General features: G+C 65.5%; 15 protein-coding genes and 3 pseudogenes. 7 read left to right on the top strand and 11 right to left on the bottom strand.

The window, feature by feature from the left end; genetic code table 11:
• Window positions 1-464: 464 nt before the first annotated feature.
• Window positions 465-761 carry a hypothetical protein gene (locus ACFPZN_RS06975; RefSeq protein ID WP_378280962.1) on the bottom strand — a complete coding sequence of 99 codons (297 nt, stop codon included), beginning with the start codon at window positions 759-761 and terminating at the stop codon, window positions 465-467.
• A gap of 642 nt (window positions 762-1,403) precedes the next feature.
• Here ACFPZN_RS06975 and ACFPZN_RS06970 point away from each other — a divergent pair.
• From ACFPZN_RS06970 to ACFPZN_RS06960, 3 genes and pseudogenes are all read left to right on the top strand, one after another.
• Window positions 1,404-1,676, top strand: a complete 273-nt coding sequence (locus ACFPZN_RS06970) for a hypothetical protein (RefSeq protein ID WP_378280961.1) — start codon at window positions 1,404-1,406, stop codon at window positions 1,674-1,676.
• A gap of 241 nt (window positions 1,677-1,917) precedes the next feature.
• A complete protein-coding gene (locus ACFPZN_RS06965; protein ID WP_378280960.1) occupies window positions 1,918-2,244 on the top strand; it encodes a tyrosine-type recombinase/integrase in 327 nt (108 codons plus the stop codon).
• Window positions 2,245-2,666: 422 nt separating this feature from the next.
• Window positions 2,667-3,227 (top strand): annotated as a pseudogene (locus tag ACFPZN_RS06960) (transposase); the annotation flags it as partial.
• Window positions 3,228-3,363: 136 nt separating this feature from the next.
• Here ACFPZN_RS06960 and ACFPZN_RS06955 read toward each other — a convergent pair.
• Window positions 3,364-4,584, bottom strand: a complete 1,221-nt coding sequence (locus ACFPZN_RS06955) for a cytochrome P450 (RefSeq protein ID WP_378280959.1) — start codon at window positions 4,582-4,584, stop codon at window positions 3,364-3,366.
• A gap of 188 nt (window positions 4,585-4,772) precedes the next feature.
• Complete coding sequence (locus ACFPZN_RS06950; RefSeq protein WP_378280958.1) at window positions 4,773-5,543, bottom strand: SDR family NAD(P)-dependent oxidoreductase; 771 nt, start codon at window positions 5,541-5,543, stop codon at window positions 4,773-4,775.
• 216 nt (window positions 5,544-5,759) lie between these two features.
• Here ACFPZN_RS06950 and ACFPZN_RS06945 point away from each other — a divergent pair.
• The 3 genes and pseudogenes from ACFPZN_RS06945 to ACFPZN_RS06935 all read left to right on the top strand — a co-directional run.
• Window positions 5,760-6,083, top strand: a pseudogene (locus tag ACFPZN_RS06945) (biotin carboxylase N-terminal domain-containing protein); the annotation flags it as partial.
• 142 nt (window positions 6,084-6,225) lie between these two features.
• A pseudogene (locus ACFPZN_RS06940) lies at window positions 6,226-6,282 on the top strand (hypothetical protein); the annotation flags it as partial.
• A 205-nt stretch (window positions 6,283-6,487) separates the two neighbouring features.
• Window positions 6,488-7,078, top strand: coding sequence for an acyl-CoA carboxylase biotin carboxyl carrier protein subunit (locus ACFPZN_RS06935; protein WP_378280957.1), 591 nt, complete (start codon window positions 6,488-6,490; stop codon window positions 7,076-7,078).
• Between the two features lie 234 nt (window positions 7,079-7,312).
• On the opposite strand, the gene ACFPZN_RS06930 is transcribed toward ACFPZN_RS06935, so the two are convergent.
• The 7 genes from ACFPZN_RS06930 to ACFPZN_RS06900 all read right to left on the bottom strand — a co-directional run bounded on the left by ACFPZN_RS06930 (window position 7,313) and on the right by ACFPZN_RS06900 (window position 14,622).
• The gene (locus tag ACFPZN_RS06930) at window positions 7,313-7,759 is read right to left on the bottom strand and encodes a MarR family winged helix-turn-helix transcriptional regulator (protein ID WP_378280956.1); all 447 of its coding nucleotides are present in this window, start codon (window positions 7,757-7,759) and stop codon (window positions 7,313-7,315) included.
• Window positions 7,756-8,511 (bottom strand): SDR family NAD(P)-dependent oxidoreductase, encoded by a 756-nt coding sequence (locus ACFPZN_RS06925; protein WP_378280955.1) that lies wholly within the window; start codon window positions 8,509-8,511, stop codon window positions 7,756-7,758. The genes ACFPZN_RS06930 and ACFPZN_RS06925 overlap by 4 nt, the downstream gene beginning before the upstream one ends.
• Window positions 8,512-8,642: 131 nt before the next feature.
• Window positions 8,643-9,866 carry an ABC transporter substrate-binding protein gene (locus ACFPZN_RS06920; protein WP_378280954.1) on the bottom strand — a complete coding sequence of 408 codons (1,224 nt, stop codon included), beginning with the start codon at window positions 9,864-9,866 and terminating at the stop codon, window positions 8,643-8,645.
• Window positions 9,867-9,924: 58 nt separating this feature from the next.
• Entirely contained in the window at window positions 9,925-12,684 is a 2,760-nt protein-coding gene (locus ACFPZN_RS06915; protein WP_378280953.1) for an ABC transporter permease subunit, read from the bottom strand.
• The gene (locus ACFPZN_RS06910; RefSeq protein WP_378280952.1) at window positions 12,681-13,442 is read right to left on the bottom strand and encodes an ABC transporter ATP-binding protein; all 762 of its coding nucleotides are present in this window, start codon (window positions 13,440-13,442) and stop codon (window positions 12,681-12,683) included. Before ACFPZN_RS06910 ends, ACFPZN_RS06915 begins: the two co-directional genes overlap by 4 nt.
• A 495-nt stretch (window positions 13,443-13,937) precedes the next feature.
• Window positions 13,938-14,129, bottom strand: a complete 192-nt coding sequence (locus tag ACFPZN_RS06905) for a hypothetical protein (protein ID WP_378280951.1) — start codon at window positions 14,127-14,129, stop codon at window positions 13,938-13,940.
• Between the two features lie 172 nt (window positions 14,130-14,301).
• Window positions 14,302-14,622, bottom strand: coding sequence for an SDR family oxidoreductase (locus ACFPZN_RS06900; protein ID WP_378280950.1), 321 nt, complete (start codon window positions 14,620-14,622; stop codon window positions 14,302-14,304).
• A gap of 402 nt (window positions 14,623-15,024) precedes the next feature.
• Between ACFPZN_RS06900 and ACFPZN_RS06895 the strand changes: the two genes are divergently transcribed.
• Window positions 15,025-15,942: an MBL fold metallo-hydrolase gene (locus tag ACFPZN_RS06895; RefSeq protein ID WP_378280949.1), complete on the top strand. Its 918-nt coding sequence runs from the start codon at window positions 15,025-15,027 to the stop codon at window positions 15,940-15,942.
• Between the two features lie 74 nt (window positions 15,943-16,016).
• Here the strand turns inward: ACFPZN_RS06895 and ACFPZN_RS06890 are convergent, their stop codons facing one another.
• Window positions 16,017-16,256, bottom strand: coding sequence for a hypothetical protein (locus ACFPZN_RS06890; protein ID WP_378280948.1), 240 nt, complete (start codon window positions 16,254-16,256; stop codon window positions 16,017-16,019).
• Window positions 16,257-16,282 lie beyond the last annotated feature (26 nt).

The raw sequence follows: 16,282 nt of genomic DNA, 5'->3' as shown, positions 1-16,282 counted from the left end.
CCGTCCGGTAGCGCGGGGACAGGCGGGGCAGGACGGCCGCCGCCCGGCCTTCAGAGGCGGCGTGCCCGGGAGCCCCTTCGTCCAGCAGGTCCTCGACGTCGATAACGGTGATCTCCAGACCGAACCCGCGCTTCCAGCAGCCGGCGAGGACCGTTCTGGCCGTCCTCCCCAGATAGCCGATGCCCAGATCGACACGCATCAGAGCAGAACACCCCATCACGCCGCAGCTTCCCAGCACGACCTACCAGCCGCTGCCCACAGACCGGACACCACCGCCCCTCCGAGCCGCCACCCCCCACCCGAACAACCAACCTCCACTATCACCCGACCCGTCACATACACAGCCCCTGATCAGGCGACATTCAGGAACAGGCTCTCACCCATGAAGGGCTTTCTCGCCACCTGTGAGGTGTCAGTATCTCCAGGTACGTGTTGAGCTGGGCTTTCGGTGACCAAAACTCACATTAGCCCTCCGGAATCCACCGTTCAAGAGCCTCCACAATCGCCTTCATTCGATTCATGAATGCAACCTCATCAATCTCTTGAGAGTTGAGGCAATTCCATGCCTTCATAAGATCTTCATGCAATTTTCCGCGATGGATGAGGAGATTGGCCAACTCCACCCCATCGAAAGTTGGCTTTCCTACCAGCAAAACCCATTCCCTGGCTTTGGCCTCTGCCGTAATTCCCCGCCCAGCCAAAGCAAGCGACTTCCACGATACGCGCTCGTCCGCTGCAATCCGGAGGAGACAATCGAGCACTTCAGAATTTCTAGCTGCCAAGTTGCCACTCCCAACTTTAAGGAATCAAGCCCTGTGCACGCGTGAGTTTCACCACCCAGTCCATGGACTTAGGCCACCGGAAGGCGCATCGTACCCTCCCGCTCGCAGGGCGCTCGTGCAATACATCAGGCAATTATTAGTATTCTCATCGTATTCGCCCCACCCTCCAAGTGTGTCCTCTTGATACTGGAGCGCCCTTGATGCGGCGATGCCCCCATCGTGGATTCTCAGTGGCCAGCCCCACCACCAACTCGCGGACCTCTTGCGAGACAGGCGGACGACCGGCCCTGCTCGGGTAGGTCCAGTGGTTGGCGACCAGGCGCCTATGCCAGGCCAGCAGCGTGCTCGGCGTCACGAGCCGATGCGAGCGCAGCCACAGCGGAAGTCGACGCGCCAGAGCCGAGACACCGCAGTCGGCCCAGTCCAGTCTGGGCCGCCCGACCCGCCGACGCAGCACCGCGACCTCATGCCGCAACACCAAGAGGTATCACCGCGAACCAGCCAGCTCATAACGCGGGTGAACATCAAGTACGGCAGCCGAAAAGGCACGAGAACCGAGGGTAAAGCCCAGCCCACGTGCCATGGACGAGTTCTGGCACCTCACACTCCGCGAATTCCCGGATGATCACGACGAATCGCATCCTCGCCGAGAAGCACGTGATCCCGCTGATCGGCAAGACCAACCTCAAGGACTTGAGCGCGGACGACGTCGATGACTGGCTCGATGGGCTCACGGAAGTGCTGTCCACCCGGAGCCTGCAGGGGGTTCACTCGATCCTGAAGCGCGCCGTCCGGCAGGCTCAGGCGCGAGACGAGATCGTGCCGAACTGGTCACTACGCCCAAGGGCAGGGGCTGACGTCCGAGCAAGGCGCTCACCCTCGACCAAGCCGTGACCGTGATGGAGCAGGCCAAGTCGTCGCGGCTGCACGCGTACGTCGTGCTCAGCCTCATGATCGGCATCCGAACCGAGGAGGCGCGGGCACTCCAGTGGGATCACGTCGTCGCATGGGTGGACGATGAGCCCGCATGGCGGCCGGTGGCCGAGGTCGGCTTCGACCATGATCGGTTCGCCGTCTACGTCTGGCGCTCGGTACGAGCGCACGGCGACACCAAGACCAGAGGTCCCGCCGCACGTTGGAACTCCTGGACGAAGCGGTCGACGCCCTTCGCAAGCGTCACGCGCGCCAGGCGGCTCAGCGCCTCAAGGCCGACCAAGCGTGGAAAGGCACCGGCCTCGTCTTCTGCTCCCGGACCGGAACGCCGCTCGATCCCGCTCACGTGCGGCGGGGATTCCGGCTGATCACCAAGAACGCGAAGATCGGGGAGAACTGGACTCCCCGCGAACTCCGTCACTCGTTCGTCTCGAGTATGAGCGACAGCGGCGTGCCCCTCGAGACGATCGCGGATCTCGTCGGGCACGCCGGTACGGCGGTCACCAGAAGGTGTACCGGCACCAGTTGAGGCCGGTCATCAACGAGGGAGCCGCCACGATGAACGCCGTCTTCGGTCGGCGTACGTCGCGTGGCGGTGCCTCCCCGTTCGGCTCCCGCCTCGAAGATCGAAAAAGGTCCCGGAGTGATCTCCGGGACCCTGTCTGAGCTGGTGAAATCGGGTGGGCGATACTGGGTTCGAACCAGTGACCTCTTCGGTCTGAAGCAACTCAGCTGGATCGATCTTCGTCGGGCCCTGCTCTGAGACGAACGGGGAGCCCCTCACCTGCGCAAACCCCTTGAGGGAGTCCCGGCAAGTCTGAGGAAGTCCAGCGCCATCGAGAGGCGTTGGCTCCCCGATTTGGCTCCCGTGGCTCCCTCCGGGCGGGGCCCACATGACAATCAGTAGACGACCAGAGCAACTCGCGTCGTTGGAGCCTGGCACGCCTGCGTCGCATCAGCGCGTTCTGCGCCTATGCGAGTCCTGTGGGGCGGGCGCTGATCGATCGTGAGCTTTATCTGCCGAAGTCGTGGACCGAAGACCGTGAACGATGCCGCCAGGCGGGTATCGGTGATGAAGTGGAGTTTGCCACCAAGCCCGATCTGGGCAAGGCCTTGCTCGCACGGGTGGTCGCATCGGGAATCCCCTTCCGGTGGGTCACCGCGAACAAAGCATACGGGCAGGTGCGGCGGTTGCGGTGGTGGATGGAAGAACGCGGAATCGCGCACGTGGTCGCCGTTCCCAAAACGCAGATAATGATCTCGATGAAGTTGACCCAGGACAGGACTCGACCACTATCTGTCCGCGGCTACCAGTCATGGTATCGCCACATCACTTTTTCCATGACTGCTTCCGCCTTCCTGGTCAGGCTCCAGCGGGCGGCCAATAAGGGGAGATGGCGAATACCTACCGGCAGGTATTCGCCCTCTGAGCATCAACGAAATCCGTCGCCTGTGAAACCACGTCGCAATGCGCACGAAACACTTAATCGACCACGCCCTGAAATGGTCTGAATGGAGAAGACGCACCCAGCAACGAACTAGAGACACAACCTGTCGTTGCAGTACTAGACGCTTCGCTTACGCGCATCTGCCGGGAGCGTTGCACGAGTCCGAGCCATCGGCTGAAGCTCGGGACTCTGCGCAGCAGTCACAGTGTCGTATGAAACGTGACGGGAAGACGCTCGTACGCGTTGGTCATGATCGACATGACAGGCACTGGATCGGCGCCGACTTCCCACCCGACGAAGCGAGTGACGAGTTCGTTGAGAAGAACCTGCACCTCTAGGCGGGCAATGAAATTACCGGGGCACGCGTGCTCACCCGACCCGAACGAGAGGTGGACCGGCCTTCGGTCCCGACCAACGTCAAAGCGATGCGGGTCGGAGAACACGCTTGGGTCACGGTTCGCGGCGCCATAGCACATGTAGACGTGCTGACCTCGTCGGATCCTAGTGCCATTGAGGACGGTGTCTGATGTCACCGTTCGCAAGAAGCCCGGGACAGGAGCCGTGAAGCGCAGCACCTCGGTGATGGCGGATGCGCAGAGGCTCGGGTCCGAAACCAGTCGATCGAGCTCACGGGGGTGCGCGGCAAGAGTGTCGATCGTGTTGCCGATGAGGCTGCGCGTGGTCCCATTGCCGGCCACGAGGGTTGCCGTGGTCAACATGAGGATATTGATGTCCCTCAATTTCTCGTTGTCGATCTCGGCCTGCAACAGGGTCGAAATCAGATCGGCCCCCGTGCAACCTCGCTTCGCCTCAAGAGCTGCCACGAGGAACTCGTTGAGTGGCACCAGACTCTGCGCGACTTCCGCCAGCTCGGCCTTGCTGAGGTCCCCACCCATACGCTCCACGTCGTCGGTCCAGGAACGAATATGGTCGACAGGCACCGATTCGATTCCCAACACCGCACAGATCGTATGGATCGGCAACGGCACAGCGATCTGGTCGACCACGTCGATCTCCTCGCCCGGCTTGATCCGGGCTACGAGGTCGATCGCGTTCGCGCGGATCCGCGGCTCCATGTCCGCGATCGCGCGTGGCGCGAAAGTCGGCTGGATCACTCGTCGCAGCTCGCGGTGCCGAGGCGGATCGGTCGCAGTTATGAGCTCTGCGCCTTCAGGGAAGAAGGAGTGCGTGATGTCGCCGTACTTGGCATCGTTCAGCGTGATGCCGTGCGCCGAGCTGTAGATCTCAGGCGTTCGGCTGACGTACCGGATGTCCTCGTACCTGGTGAGCAGGAATGTGTTGAAGTCCTCGAAGTACAAGACCGGGTCAACCCGACGCGCCTCGTCCAAGAGATCGTGGGCATCGTCTTGTCGATACCACGACGGATCGTCCAAGCGAATGCGGTCGGCCAGGTCGCTCATGGCAGGTCCTTGGGGATCATCAGGGTGTCAGGATGGCACGATGGTGTGCCCATATGTCAATCCAATCGCTGCCGCCGACCAGGCGCCGAAAGCGGTCTCCGAAGTCGTTCCCAGATCTTCGCTCGCACGACGGGCAGCTGCCGCCCTCGACGCGACCGTGATTCGCATTCGCTCCAGGCAGGTGCCGTTCAGCCAAGCGAGCGTGGATGCCCGAGCAACGAGTTGCCCCCGCCGTAGTGCCATGATTGGCCGGTCTCGAAGAACTCATCGCGCAGCATCACGCATACCAGCCAGGCGATGTCCTGGGCGGTGGAGGACCGGCTGAGCGGCGTCAGGTCGATGAAGGCCTTCATGTGGTCCTCGAACGCGACGCCGTACTGCTCGATTCCCTTGCGCAACATCGGAGTGTCGTTGGCGGTCGGGATGACGGAGTTGATGCGCAACCGCTTGTCGCGGTATTCGATTGCGGCGGCCTGGAGGAACCGATCGGCGGCGCGCTTGGCGGAGACGTATCCCGCCACACCCACCAACGCGTCGTACGCGCCCAGCGAGGATGTCGTGACGATGGCGCCGCCATCAACGATCTTGTCGGCGACCGATTGAATGAACCACACCGTGCCGTGGTAGTTGATCGATGTCATCCGCTCGAGATGCTCCGGGGTGATGTCACGGATCAACACCCGGTCCGCGACCCCCACGAAGTTGGCGGCGATATCGAGCCGGCCGTAGCGCTCGATCACCGCTGCCACCAGTCGCTGCGTGTCATCCTGCCGGGTGATGTCCGCCTCTACCGCGTACCCGCCGATGTCACGGGCCAACGCCTCCAACGGCTCCCGCCCGAGGCCGGAAACGACAACGGTGGCGCCTTTGTCCGCGAGCGTCCGCGCAGTGACATCACCCATGTTGCCCGGCACGGATGCGCCGACCACCAGAGCGATCTTGCCTTCGAACTCATTCACGTAACGACCCTCGCTTCGCAGGGATTCCGGCCAGCCGACTGAAGAGTCGCACTCCGCCTCGTGCATCGATTGACATACTGGCACAATATTCGCGCATTGTGAACTATGTCATGGAGGGTCCTCGTATGAGACCGAGCCGGCTGATGGATCCCGCACGTCATCGCCTCCCCGCGCCGCTGTTCCCCGTGTCAAGAGCCAGCAGGCGGACAGTGCCGGTTGGCCGTTGCGGGAACTGCCCCCTCCGGGCCGCTCACCCCGCGGAAGACACTGCGTGCACGTCGAACCGTTCGCTCATGGACTGTCGATTGTCACGCCGACACTGATCCGGCGTGCAAGGGCGTCGGGATCAGGAGCGTCGCCGTCTACGCGGACCCGGACCGCGACGCCCTGCACGTGCGGCCGGCCGACGAGGTTCGCTCGCTCGGCGGCGCCACCCCGGCGGACTCCTACCTCGATATCGCCAAGATCATCTGGGTCACCGAGAAGCCCGGCGCCGACTCGGTCCACCCCGGCTACGGATTCCTCGCCGAGAACGCCGAGTTCGCCCGGGCAGGCATCCACGCCGGGCTGACCCGGGTCGGTCCCCCGCCGGCCGCCATCCAGGCGAACGCGCCGCTGGCCCCGGCACCAGGGACCGGTCAAGGACGCCGACGAGGTCGTCGAGTTCGCGAAGGCGAACGGCCTGCCGTTCGTCATCAAGGCGGTCTTCGGCGGCGGTGGCCGCGGTCTCAAGGTCGCCCGCACGTTCGGGGAGATCCCTGACGCCTACGAGTCCGCGAGGCCTTCACGGCGTTCGGCCGTGGCGAGTGCCTGGTCGAGAAGTCCCTCGCCGGCCGCGCCACGGCGAGACCCGGTGGCCGGCCGACCACTACGGCAACGTGGTCGTGGTCTCCACGCGCGACTGCTCGCTGCGACTTCATGCCCGCTCCGAGCACCCTGTCGGCGTGGAGCCCGCCAAGCGGCCCCTCCGTCCGGGTCGACGGCATGCCGACCGCGATCCCGTTCCACCGCGCGGTCGTGTCCGACCCGGCGTACGTCGGTGCATCCAACCCGTCCGGCGACGGCTCGCTCGAGCCTGCACCCAGTGGATCGAGACAGAGTTCGACAACCGGATCGAGCCCTACGCCGGCGAGCACGCTGAGGCCGGCTCCGCTGATTTGGGCCAGGCGAGCGGCAGTCCGTCGTCGTCGAGCGCGGCGACCGAGCGTGGTCGTCGAGGTCGCGCCCGAGCGGCTCGAGGTCGTGCTCCCCGGCAGGCTCGCCGCAGCCCCGCCAGCGGCGCGAAGAGGCTGAGGCGTGCGGGCCGCAAGAAGGCCGGCGCCGCCGCCGGCGGCGATGCAGGCACCATCGTCAAGATCGTCGAGGAGGGCCAGGACGTCGCCGAGGACGACGCTGTGGTCGTCATCGAGGCCATGAAGACGGAGCAGCCGCTCAAGGTCCACGAGACCGGCACCGTCACCGACCTCCAGGCCGAGGTCGGCCGGACCGTCGCCAACCGCGCGGACATCTGCGAACTCGAGGAGGCGACGCGATGAGCAAATGGCTCGTGACCGCAGGACGACTCGACATCCGAAGCTCGTCCGCCTGGGAGCCACAGGGAACACGACACGCTCGCCGAGCGGCGACCCTCGTCCTGCCTGGGGCTGCACCTTTGACGGGCACCTACCGTTCGGCGGCACCTCGGCGCAACAATGTCGCGTCACTCTCGAAGGGCCGTCAGCCCAGCTCATCGTCACCACCTCGCCGTCCTGAGCGAGAAGCGTCACGAATCAGGCCTCCGCCAGGCGTGCGATGAGGGGGCAGGCGGCAGCGAGAAGCTCGGTCTCCTCGCTGCTCAGGCGCGAGTCGATGGCCTCGGACAACCATGCGGCCCGGTGCCTCAGGACGCTCTCCACCAACTCCCGACCGCTGTCTGTGATGGTGAGCAGCATCCGGCGGCGATCCCTCACGTCGGGAACGGCCTCGACCAGCCCGGCGACGCGTAGCGCGGCCACGGTCTCCGCCATCGACTGCTGCCTCACGTGCTCCAGTGCGGCCAGCTCGGTGGTCGTCACCGGACCGACGTCGGCCAGACGTCCGAGCGCGGACAGCTGCGACATCGACTGACCAGAAGTCAACGAGGTTTGCTCGGCGCGAAGTCGCGCTCGCAGCCGGATGGTCGCCAGCAGCAGCTCCGCCGCCAGTCCCGACCCGGCGTGTTCGGCGAGTCCGCTCATGCGGCCGACCACCCCCCGTCCGCCGAGACCACCGCGCCGTTGACGAACGAGGCCTCGTCGCTCCCGAGCCACGAGATCAGCGCTGCGATCTCGTCCGGCTCGCCCTTGGGTGGCATGGTGGCCTTCGCCAGACTCGCCCGCTCGAACGCCCATCCGGTGCGGTCCGAGCTCTTGTGCATCTCCGAACGCACCGTGCCCGGCAGCGCGGCGTTGGAGCGGATCCCCTGCGGCCCGTAGTAGTAGGCGATGCTTTTCACGAGACCTAGGACACCATGTTTGGTCGTCGCATAGGCGACTCCGGCCGGCCCCGCACCGAGCGACGCCCGTGAGCCGACAGAGACGATGGCGCCTCCACCCTGCTCGATCATTCCCGGGAGGACCGCACGGCACATGCGCATCAGCCCGGTGAGGTTGACCTCCAGGACCCGGTGCCAGGTGTGGTCGGCAAGGTCGCCGAGCGCGGTGTAGCCATCCATCACTCCGGCCACGTTCGCGAGCAGGTCGATCCTTGGTCCGGCTGTGGCCACGAGCCGATTGACGTCCTCCTGTACGGCGATGTCCGCCTTGACCAGCTCGATGTCGAGTTCGAGCCCGGCGAATCGCTCCTCCGCACGCGCCCGCGCTTCGTCGCTGATGTTGCACCCGACCACGCGGGCGCCCTCCCGCGCGAGACGCTCGGCGGTGGCGCGGCCGATGCCGTTGGCTGCGCCGGTGACGAGTGCGACCTTGCCCGCATGCCTCTGGGTATCCACGGATGCCTCCTTCGGGTGGTGACCCCGAGGCGTCCCCGGAGTGAAGTGATGGCAGCGGGGCGAGGCAGACCACCCTATGCACAGGTTACCTGTGCATAGGGTGTTCCGATACCTCGACTGGGTGCGTGTCGTCAGCTCGTGGGGACGAACTTCTTCTGGGAGAGGTCCCACGGGTCGTCGTTCGACAGCACGAGCACGCCATTCTCGACCACGCCGAAGTACACGAGCGGCTGGACCATGCCCGGCGGCACCCTCTTGGGCGACTTGGCGGTCGGCGTCCACGGCGGGAGAATGCCCTGCAGGCCGACGTCCTTAGCAGACTTCAGCGCATCGGTGAACGACCTCCGATTCACGTCTCCGTCGACGCCCTTCGCGATCTCCGCGACCGCGTAGACCGCGAGCCAGCAGTGCATGGCGAGCGCGGACCGGTCGGCGGCGTTCTTGTCGCCGGCCTCCTCGGCGGCCTTCATGTCGGCGACGAACTTCTTGACACCAGGGATCTTGTCGGCGGCGCTCACGGGCGGAACGGCGAGGCCCAGCCGCGCGCCCTCGATGAAGTCACCGAGCTTGGCGATGTTGGCCGGCGGCACCTGGTTGTCGTTGGTGATAAGCGTCGGCTGGAAGTCGATCTGTCGCAAAGCCTGCAGCAGCGAGTACGCACCCTGCGCGGTCACCATCGGCAGGAGCCCCTCGTGGCCGATCTCCTTTACCTTCTGCGCGTAGCTCGACAAGTCCGACGTCGTCGGCGGCACATAAATGACGTCCGCAACAGTAATCCCGGCCGCTTCCATCTGCCGCTTCGTGGCCTCTTGGACCTCATGCGAAACCGGAACGTCAAAGGTCACTATCGTGGCACTCTTCACGCCCGCCTGACTCGCAAGGTCTGCCGCACTCATGAATGCACCCATCGAGAACGAGTCGAAGGTGTAGCACGTCGGGCAGGCGATCTCGGCCGGAGTGAGCGCGAACGGCGCGATGTTCGGAAGCGTCTTGAACTGCGGGAGGACGCTTTGCATGTTGGTGCTGAACAGGCCCACCGTGGCGATCTGGTCCCCCGACTCGGCCTTGCGAGCGCAAGCAGCAGCGGCGTTCGGATCCGTCTTCTCGTTGCAGAAGTCGAGCTCGAGTTTCTTGCCGTTCACGCCTCCTGCCGTGTTGATCGCGGCAACGGCGGCCCGAGTTCCCGAGACGGCGTCGTCGTAGCTGTTGCTGCTCGTGTCGACCGGCGTGATCAGGCCGATCTGAATGGCATCGGAACTACCGCGCGTGCTGGAGGCATCACCACAGGCCGTCACCCCGAACAGACTGGTGAGCAACAGGGTGGCGACGGCAGCAGCCTTAGGGCGTGCGTGCATGAGGTGGCTTCCTTCTGTGATGGGGTGGTGTGATGGTGCTGATGGCTACATCCGCGATTCAGAGGGTCGGACTCGGCTCTGGATCCGTCTGTTCGTCCGCGGCGACGTCTGCTTCGGACCGGCCCAAGTAGGCGGCCAGGACCGCAGGTTCCTCAGCGACCTCCGAAGGCGTGCCTTCGAAGATCGGTTCGCCGAAGTCCAGGACGAGAATGCGGTCGCAGGTCTCCATCAGCATGCGGACGTCGTGCTCGACCAGAAGCACGGACATCCCCCAGCGATCAGCCAGCCCGCGAACAAGCCGACCGAGCTCGGCGCTCTCTGTCTCGTCCAGGCCGGCGCCGGGCTCGTCCAGCAGCAAGATCGACGGGCTCGACGCCACGGCACGAGCGATCGCCACCAGGCGCCGAGTTCCATACGGGATCTCACTCGGCATCCGGTCGAGAACCTCTGCGAGGCCGAACTCACGGACCGCTGCCGCGGCGGCCGCGGAGAACGGTGGCTTGCGAGGCCAGATCATGTCCGTCAGGTAGTGCCGGCCGTTCTGCTCCTCGGCCGCGGCCAGCAGATTCTCCCGAACGGTGATGTCGTCAATGAGCTCGAGCGACTGGAACGAGCGGGACATTCCCAAGCGCGACCGGCGCCACGCGGCCCGGCGCGTCACCTCCGCTCCACCGATGTGGATCGTTCCCGTCACGGGTCGCACGAAGCCGGTCACGGCATCGATGAAGGTGGTCTTGCCCGCACCGTTCGGACCCATGAGACCGATGACGCTTCCGGGCTCGATCTGAAGGTCGACGCCGTCGAGCGCGACAACGCCGCCGTACCGGACACCGAGTCCCCGCACACTGAGCGTCTCGGGTTCGACCGGATCGACGTGTCCCAGCCGCTCGTCCCGCTCGCGGTCGGCCGCCGCCGCATCCGAAGCGCCGGCCTTCGGTCCCCTTGCCCAGAGCTTCGCGATCCGCTTCCCACCATGGGCGATCACGCTTGCCTGCCCATCGGGGTGGGTGATGAGGATCAGCAGGAGGGCGACACCACCGACGAGCGGGATGTAGGACTCGATGGCAACGACGTGCTCCGAGATCACACGTCCGATACCGCCGGGGTGGAGGCCCGACCCAAGCGCCGGACCGAACACCCAACCGAGTCCACCGGCAACGGTGAGTCCGACGGCGTTGATCGAGTCCATCGGCTGGAAGCCCGTGCCGAGAACGACGTTCGGGTACTGGTAGGCCCACAGCACGCCTCCGAAGCCGGCGATGCCGGAGCTGATGGCGAAGCCAACGATCTTCGCCCGGACGACGTCGATCCCGAGCGCCGACGCGGCGCGCTCGTTGGTCCGCACAGCGATCAGTCGGCGTCCCGAGGCTCCTCTACGCATGTTGGCGACGAGGACCATGACGACGATCAGGCAGATCAGCGTGAAAACCGTGTAGTCGGTCGGCGACAGGATTGGATCGATGTTGTGCCCGAAAACGGTCGGCGGGTCGAGCCTCACCCCGGCGGTGCCACCGGTGAGCTGGTTGTTGTTGAAGATGAGCGACTGGACGGCCAGACCCATGCCGAGCGTGATCACCGCCAAGTTCACCCCACGCGTCCGGAGCGCCGGCAGTGCGAGGATGACGCCGCACACTGCGGCACCGATCGTGCCGACGACCAGCGCCACGCTGAACGGCAGGTGCCACGCACCACCGGCGATGCGCGCCCCGAAGAGGCCTCCGAAGCCCGCCAGGGCGTACTGCGCCAGTGAAAGCTGCCCGGTGAATCCGGTCAGGACGACGACCGAGACCATGATGATCGACACCATGGCCATCACGCCGATAGTGATGTTCCAGTCGTCACTGAACACGAACATGACGAGGACCAGCGTCACGACGGCCGCCGGGATGGCGAGGCCTAGCCGAATTCGGCCCGACCCCAGTGACGGCAGCCGGTCTGCGACGGCCCCTCGCATCGGAATACCGCGGCCGCGGATGATCATCATGATCAGGATCAGGAAGAAGGGCACGGCGTCTTCGGAGCCTGTCGGTACGTACTGCTCCAGCGGTCCTGCGATGAGGCTCCGGACGATGCCTATGGAGAGACCGCCGACGAGGACCAGCCAGTAGTTCGAGAAGTCACCGACGAGCGCGGCGGCGAGGGCTGCGATGACGATGAAGGTCAGGACAGTGATGTTCAGACCGGAGTAGGGAGTGACCAGGATGCCCGCGACCGCGGCCAAGCCTCCGCCCGCCGCCCAGCTCGTGGTGGACAGACGATCTGGCGACCAGCCGAGCGCCGAGATCGAGCGCTGGTTCTCGGCACCGGCTCTAGCCGCGATCCCGGACAGAGCGCGCTGGCCGTAGAGGTAGAGCGCAGCGGTGACCAGGACCGCGATCGCCGTGAGCCACAGGCGATCGGCGGGCAGCACGAGGTCATTGCCGAGGTGAATCGATCCTGAAGGAAGGACCGGCTGCGCCGAGACCAGAGCGGTCCCCCAGCGCAGGGATGCGATCGCCTGGAGAACGATGAGGATGCCCAGGGTCGCGATCACCTGCGTCAGGGCTGCCGACCGCCGCAGCGGCCTCATCACCAACGGATGGATGAGGCCTGCGAGGAGTGTGACCGCCAGCACGGCGACGATGAACGACGGGACTTCGCTCCAGCCAAGAGTGGTGCGGAACTCGACGTGGTACAGGTAGGCGCCGGCCATGGCCAGGCCTCCATGCGCGAAGTTCACGACTCCGGAGGCTCGGTAGATCGACACGATGCCTTGGGCGAGCAGGACGTAGGCGCTGCCCATGCCCAGGCCAAGGAGCACGTACTGGATCCAGGTCATCGTGAGACCTCCACGGACTCGTCGTCGTGGTGGTCCGACCGTCCGCCGCCCTGCAGGTACGAGGCCTCGATCTCGTGGAACCGCTCGCGGAGCTCGGCCGCGGGTGCGGCCATCTCGACCGTGCCCCGTCGGAGCACGATGGCGGTGTCGGCGAGCTTCAGAACCTTGTCGACATGCTGCTCGACGAGGAGGACGCCCAGGCCGTCATCTGCTGCGCGACGCACCGCGGTCAGCAGGCGGTCGACAGCGAGGGGAGCCAGACCGAGCGAGAGTTCGTCGACGAAAAGAAGACGTGGTGACCGACTGAGGGCCCGAGCGAGCGTCAGCATCTGCTGTTCCCCTCCGGAAAGCAGTCCGGCGGTCATGCGTAGCTTCGACTTCAGCTCTGGGAACAGGTCCAAGGCGTAGTCGATGTCACAGCGACCGACTCGAAGGTTCTCCATCGTGGTGAGGCGCATGAAGACCGAGCGCTCCTCGGTGACGAGCCCGAGCCCGCGGCTCGCGCGCTGGTGCAGCCGCTGGGGGCGGCTGTCGCCGAAGAACGAGATCTCGCCGGCCAGCGGCGACAGCTCGCCCGCCAGGGTCAGCAGCGTCGTCGTCTTCCCGGCACCGTTAGGGCCCACGAGGGCGACGACTTCACCGGACACGACGGTCAGGTCGAGGTCACGGACGACCGCGCCGGCGCCGTAGCCCGCTCGCAGTCCGCGCACCTCGAGCAACGTTTCACCGGCCGGTGTCCGCTCTTGTCGCTTCAACACGTCGTCTCCCGTTCCCTGGGACGCTCAGGTCTCAACATGCGGCCAATTGACAGTCACAGATTTACGTTCATGTGTCAAGCATCACACCAAGCCTTCGTCGACCAGACGGCCTCTCTCGGCCAATGCGCCTCGATTTAGCCTCTGACATGCATAGATGCGATCTACGACATGCACCACCTCACGTCGGTCACGCTGGCGCACTACCTCGTCACGTACACCACTTCTCGTGCCGAGTAGGGTCTGTCGACCATGTTCCGGTGGCACTGGAGGATCTTCTCCGCCGCTTACTGGGGCCACTGACACACTTTTCGTGACTCTGTGTATCCCTCGCCGGTTTGCCGAGGGGCTACCGGGCGCACAAACCGTCGTCGTCGCGCTGCGCCACTCCCCGAGACATCATGTAGCCAGGCGTAGGGGCCTGGACGTCGGTGCGCCGAGGCCACGTCGTCAGAAGTCCGTCATCCCGCCTCCGACGGAGACAGCCGTGCCGCTCAGTCACGCACCTGCCGCCGAGGACGACACCACCGCCATCGCAGCGACCTCTTCGGGCAGCGAGAAGCGGCCGATGTTCGACTTCTCCATGCCGCCGGCCGACGCCATCCGGCTCTGTGGCGTCGATCCCCCACGCATCCGCTCGAGCGCGTGGGGGCCGACCATCACACCCGGACGAACGGCAACGGTGGACACCCCCGTGCCCTGCGAGTCGAATGCCAGGTTCCGGGCGAATCCGATTGACCCCCAGACTTGGTGCTGTTGTGGACCACCAGGCCGGGCACTGTGGTCTTGCCACCCTCTGACGCGATGTTCACGATTCGGCCCGACCCACGCGGGATCATCACCTCCAGAGCCGCACGGCTCGCTACATGGTGCCCAGGTAGTTGAGATTGACCAGCCGCGCAATCGTCTCCGGAAGCCGGTCCATGAATCGGCCGTGTGAACGCATGGCTCCACCGGCATCGTCGACCAGGACGTCGCGCGGGCCGAGCTCGCGGTCCACGGTGCGCATCGCCCGATGAATGTCTTCCCACTCTGTGACGTCGGCCCGCAGTGGCCGCGTGGGCACACCCCACCGTTCGGTAGCGCGCCGCCACCTCCTCAGCCTGGGCGAACTCGATGTCCAGGACGGCAACGGCCGCTCCGGCAGATGCGTATCGATCGACCAGTGCCCGGCCGAGCGCACCTCCACCTCCTCCTGTGACCGCGACGACACGGCCCGTCAGGTCAACGAGTTCGCCGACCGATCGCTCGCGGTCTTCGAAGGGCAAGCGGTCGAGTGCGACGAGCGCGATGATCTCTGGCGCGATGCCATCCGGCTCCGACTGATGGGTCGCTCGGTCGTGTCCACTCACGGACGCTGCTCCCAGGTCTTGGCCGCGCGGTCGTGGGCGGCTGAGGGCTCCCGTCCGCTCCCCGGACAGGGTCGGCTCAGTTCGCGAAATCTGCCGACGAGTATCGACTGTCACAAAATCCCGCGATAGTGTCACCACTTGGGACGCACCTTCTCCGAAGAACGCTCGGGGTCCTGACCGGGCGGTTCGGCGTGCTTCCGAAGCTCGACCCCCGCTGAAAGGAACGACTCGTCATGTCCTCAACACCCGTTAAGGAGCAGAGTCCTCGCGTCTGGAGCGCTGCTCTGACTTCCCTTGAGCTCGGCGGCCTGACGGTCACATTCCTGCCGGACGGCGTGCACCACGTGGAGGCACCGACCCACTATCCCGATGCCCCCGAAGGAGTCTGGGACAGGCATCCTGAGGTCATCGACGACGACGGTCTGCTGGTCATGAGCGTCGGTGCGTTCCTCATCCGTACCCGCGAGCACAACGTGCTGGTGGATCTGGGCTTCGGACCCAACAAGGTCGACGTCACAGCACTGACCAACGGCCAGTTCCGCGGGGACCTGATCGGAGGCGCTCTGCTCGAGAGCCTGTCCACCGTCGGTTTGGAGCCCGCGGACGTCCACGGCATCGTGTTCAGCCACCTGCACCTGGACCACGTCGGCTGGGTCATCGATCCCGAACGACCCGACGAGCCGACTTTCCCGAACGCTCGCTACTTCATGGCTACCGCCGAGCTCGACTACTGGTCGACCGAGACCGACCCGGCCGAGCGAGTCAAGGGCGCCACGGACGAGCAGATCGCGATGATGCGCCGCTCAGTCGAGCTCGTGGACTCGCAGACCGAGATCTTCCCGGGCGTCGTCGTCGTGCCGACCCCGGGTCACACCTGGGGCCACGTTTCGGTGCTCGCCAACGGGACGGACGGCAAGGCCCTGGTCATCGGTGATGCGTTCCACTGTCCCGTCGAGCTCCAGCACGACGGCATGAGCTTCGTCTTCGACCAGGACTCCGCGAAGGCCCACGAGAGCCGGGCGAAGATCAACGAGATTCTCCAAGAGGAGAACGTCTACTTCGCCGGCGGACACTTCCCTGACCGCGTCTTCGGGAAGCTCACCGCGGGCGACGACTCGCATGTGCACGGCCTGGAATACCTTGAGCACTGAGCCGCACACACGCACGAGGGCCCGGCAATCTGCCGGGCCCTCGTGTCGCGACAGGCGAGGTCTGGGACGAGCGGCTACCCGGCGGTTTCCCGTTCACGATGTGCCGGCCGGTCGGGCTCGCGCGCCCCGGACCCCTCGCCGACCGGCCAAGCCTCGACCCAGTACTCGCTGCCGAGGTAGACATAGAAGTCGTCCGCGTGCTCCTCATGTGTCTCCTGGTGCCGCCAGGTGCCGTCCGCAAGGTGCCAACCGTCGCGCTCGGCCTCGCGGCGCCAGTCGAAGAAGTATCCCGTGATGTTCTGGCCGGTGCTCATGGGTGCTTCGCCTCCCCTCCATCATT

This window comes from Actinomadura rugatobispora, from assembly GCF_042656285.1.
Lineage (GTDB): Bacteria > Actinomycetota > Actinomycetes > Streptosporangiales > Streptosporangiaceae > Spirillospora > Spirillospora rugatobispora.
The sequence above is the reverse complement of the archived record's forward strand: the minus strand, read 5'-3'. Positions and strand labels throughout refer to the sequence as shown.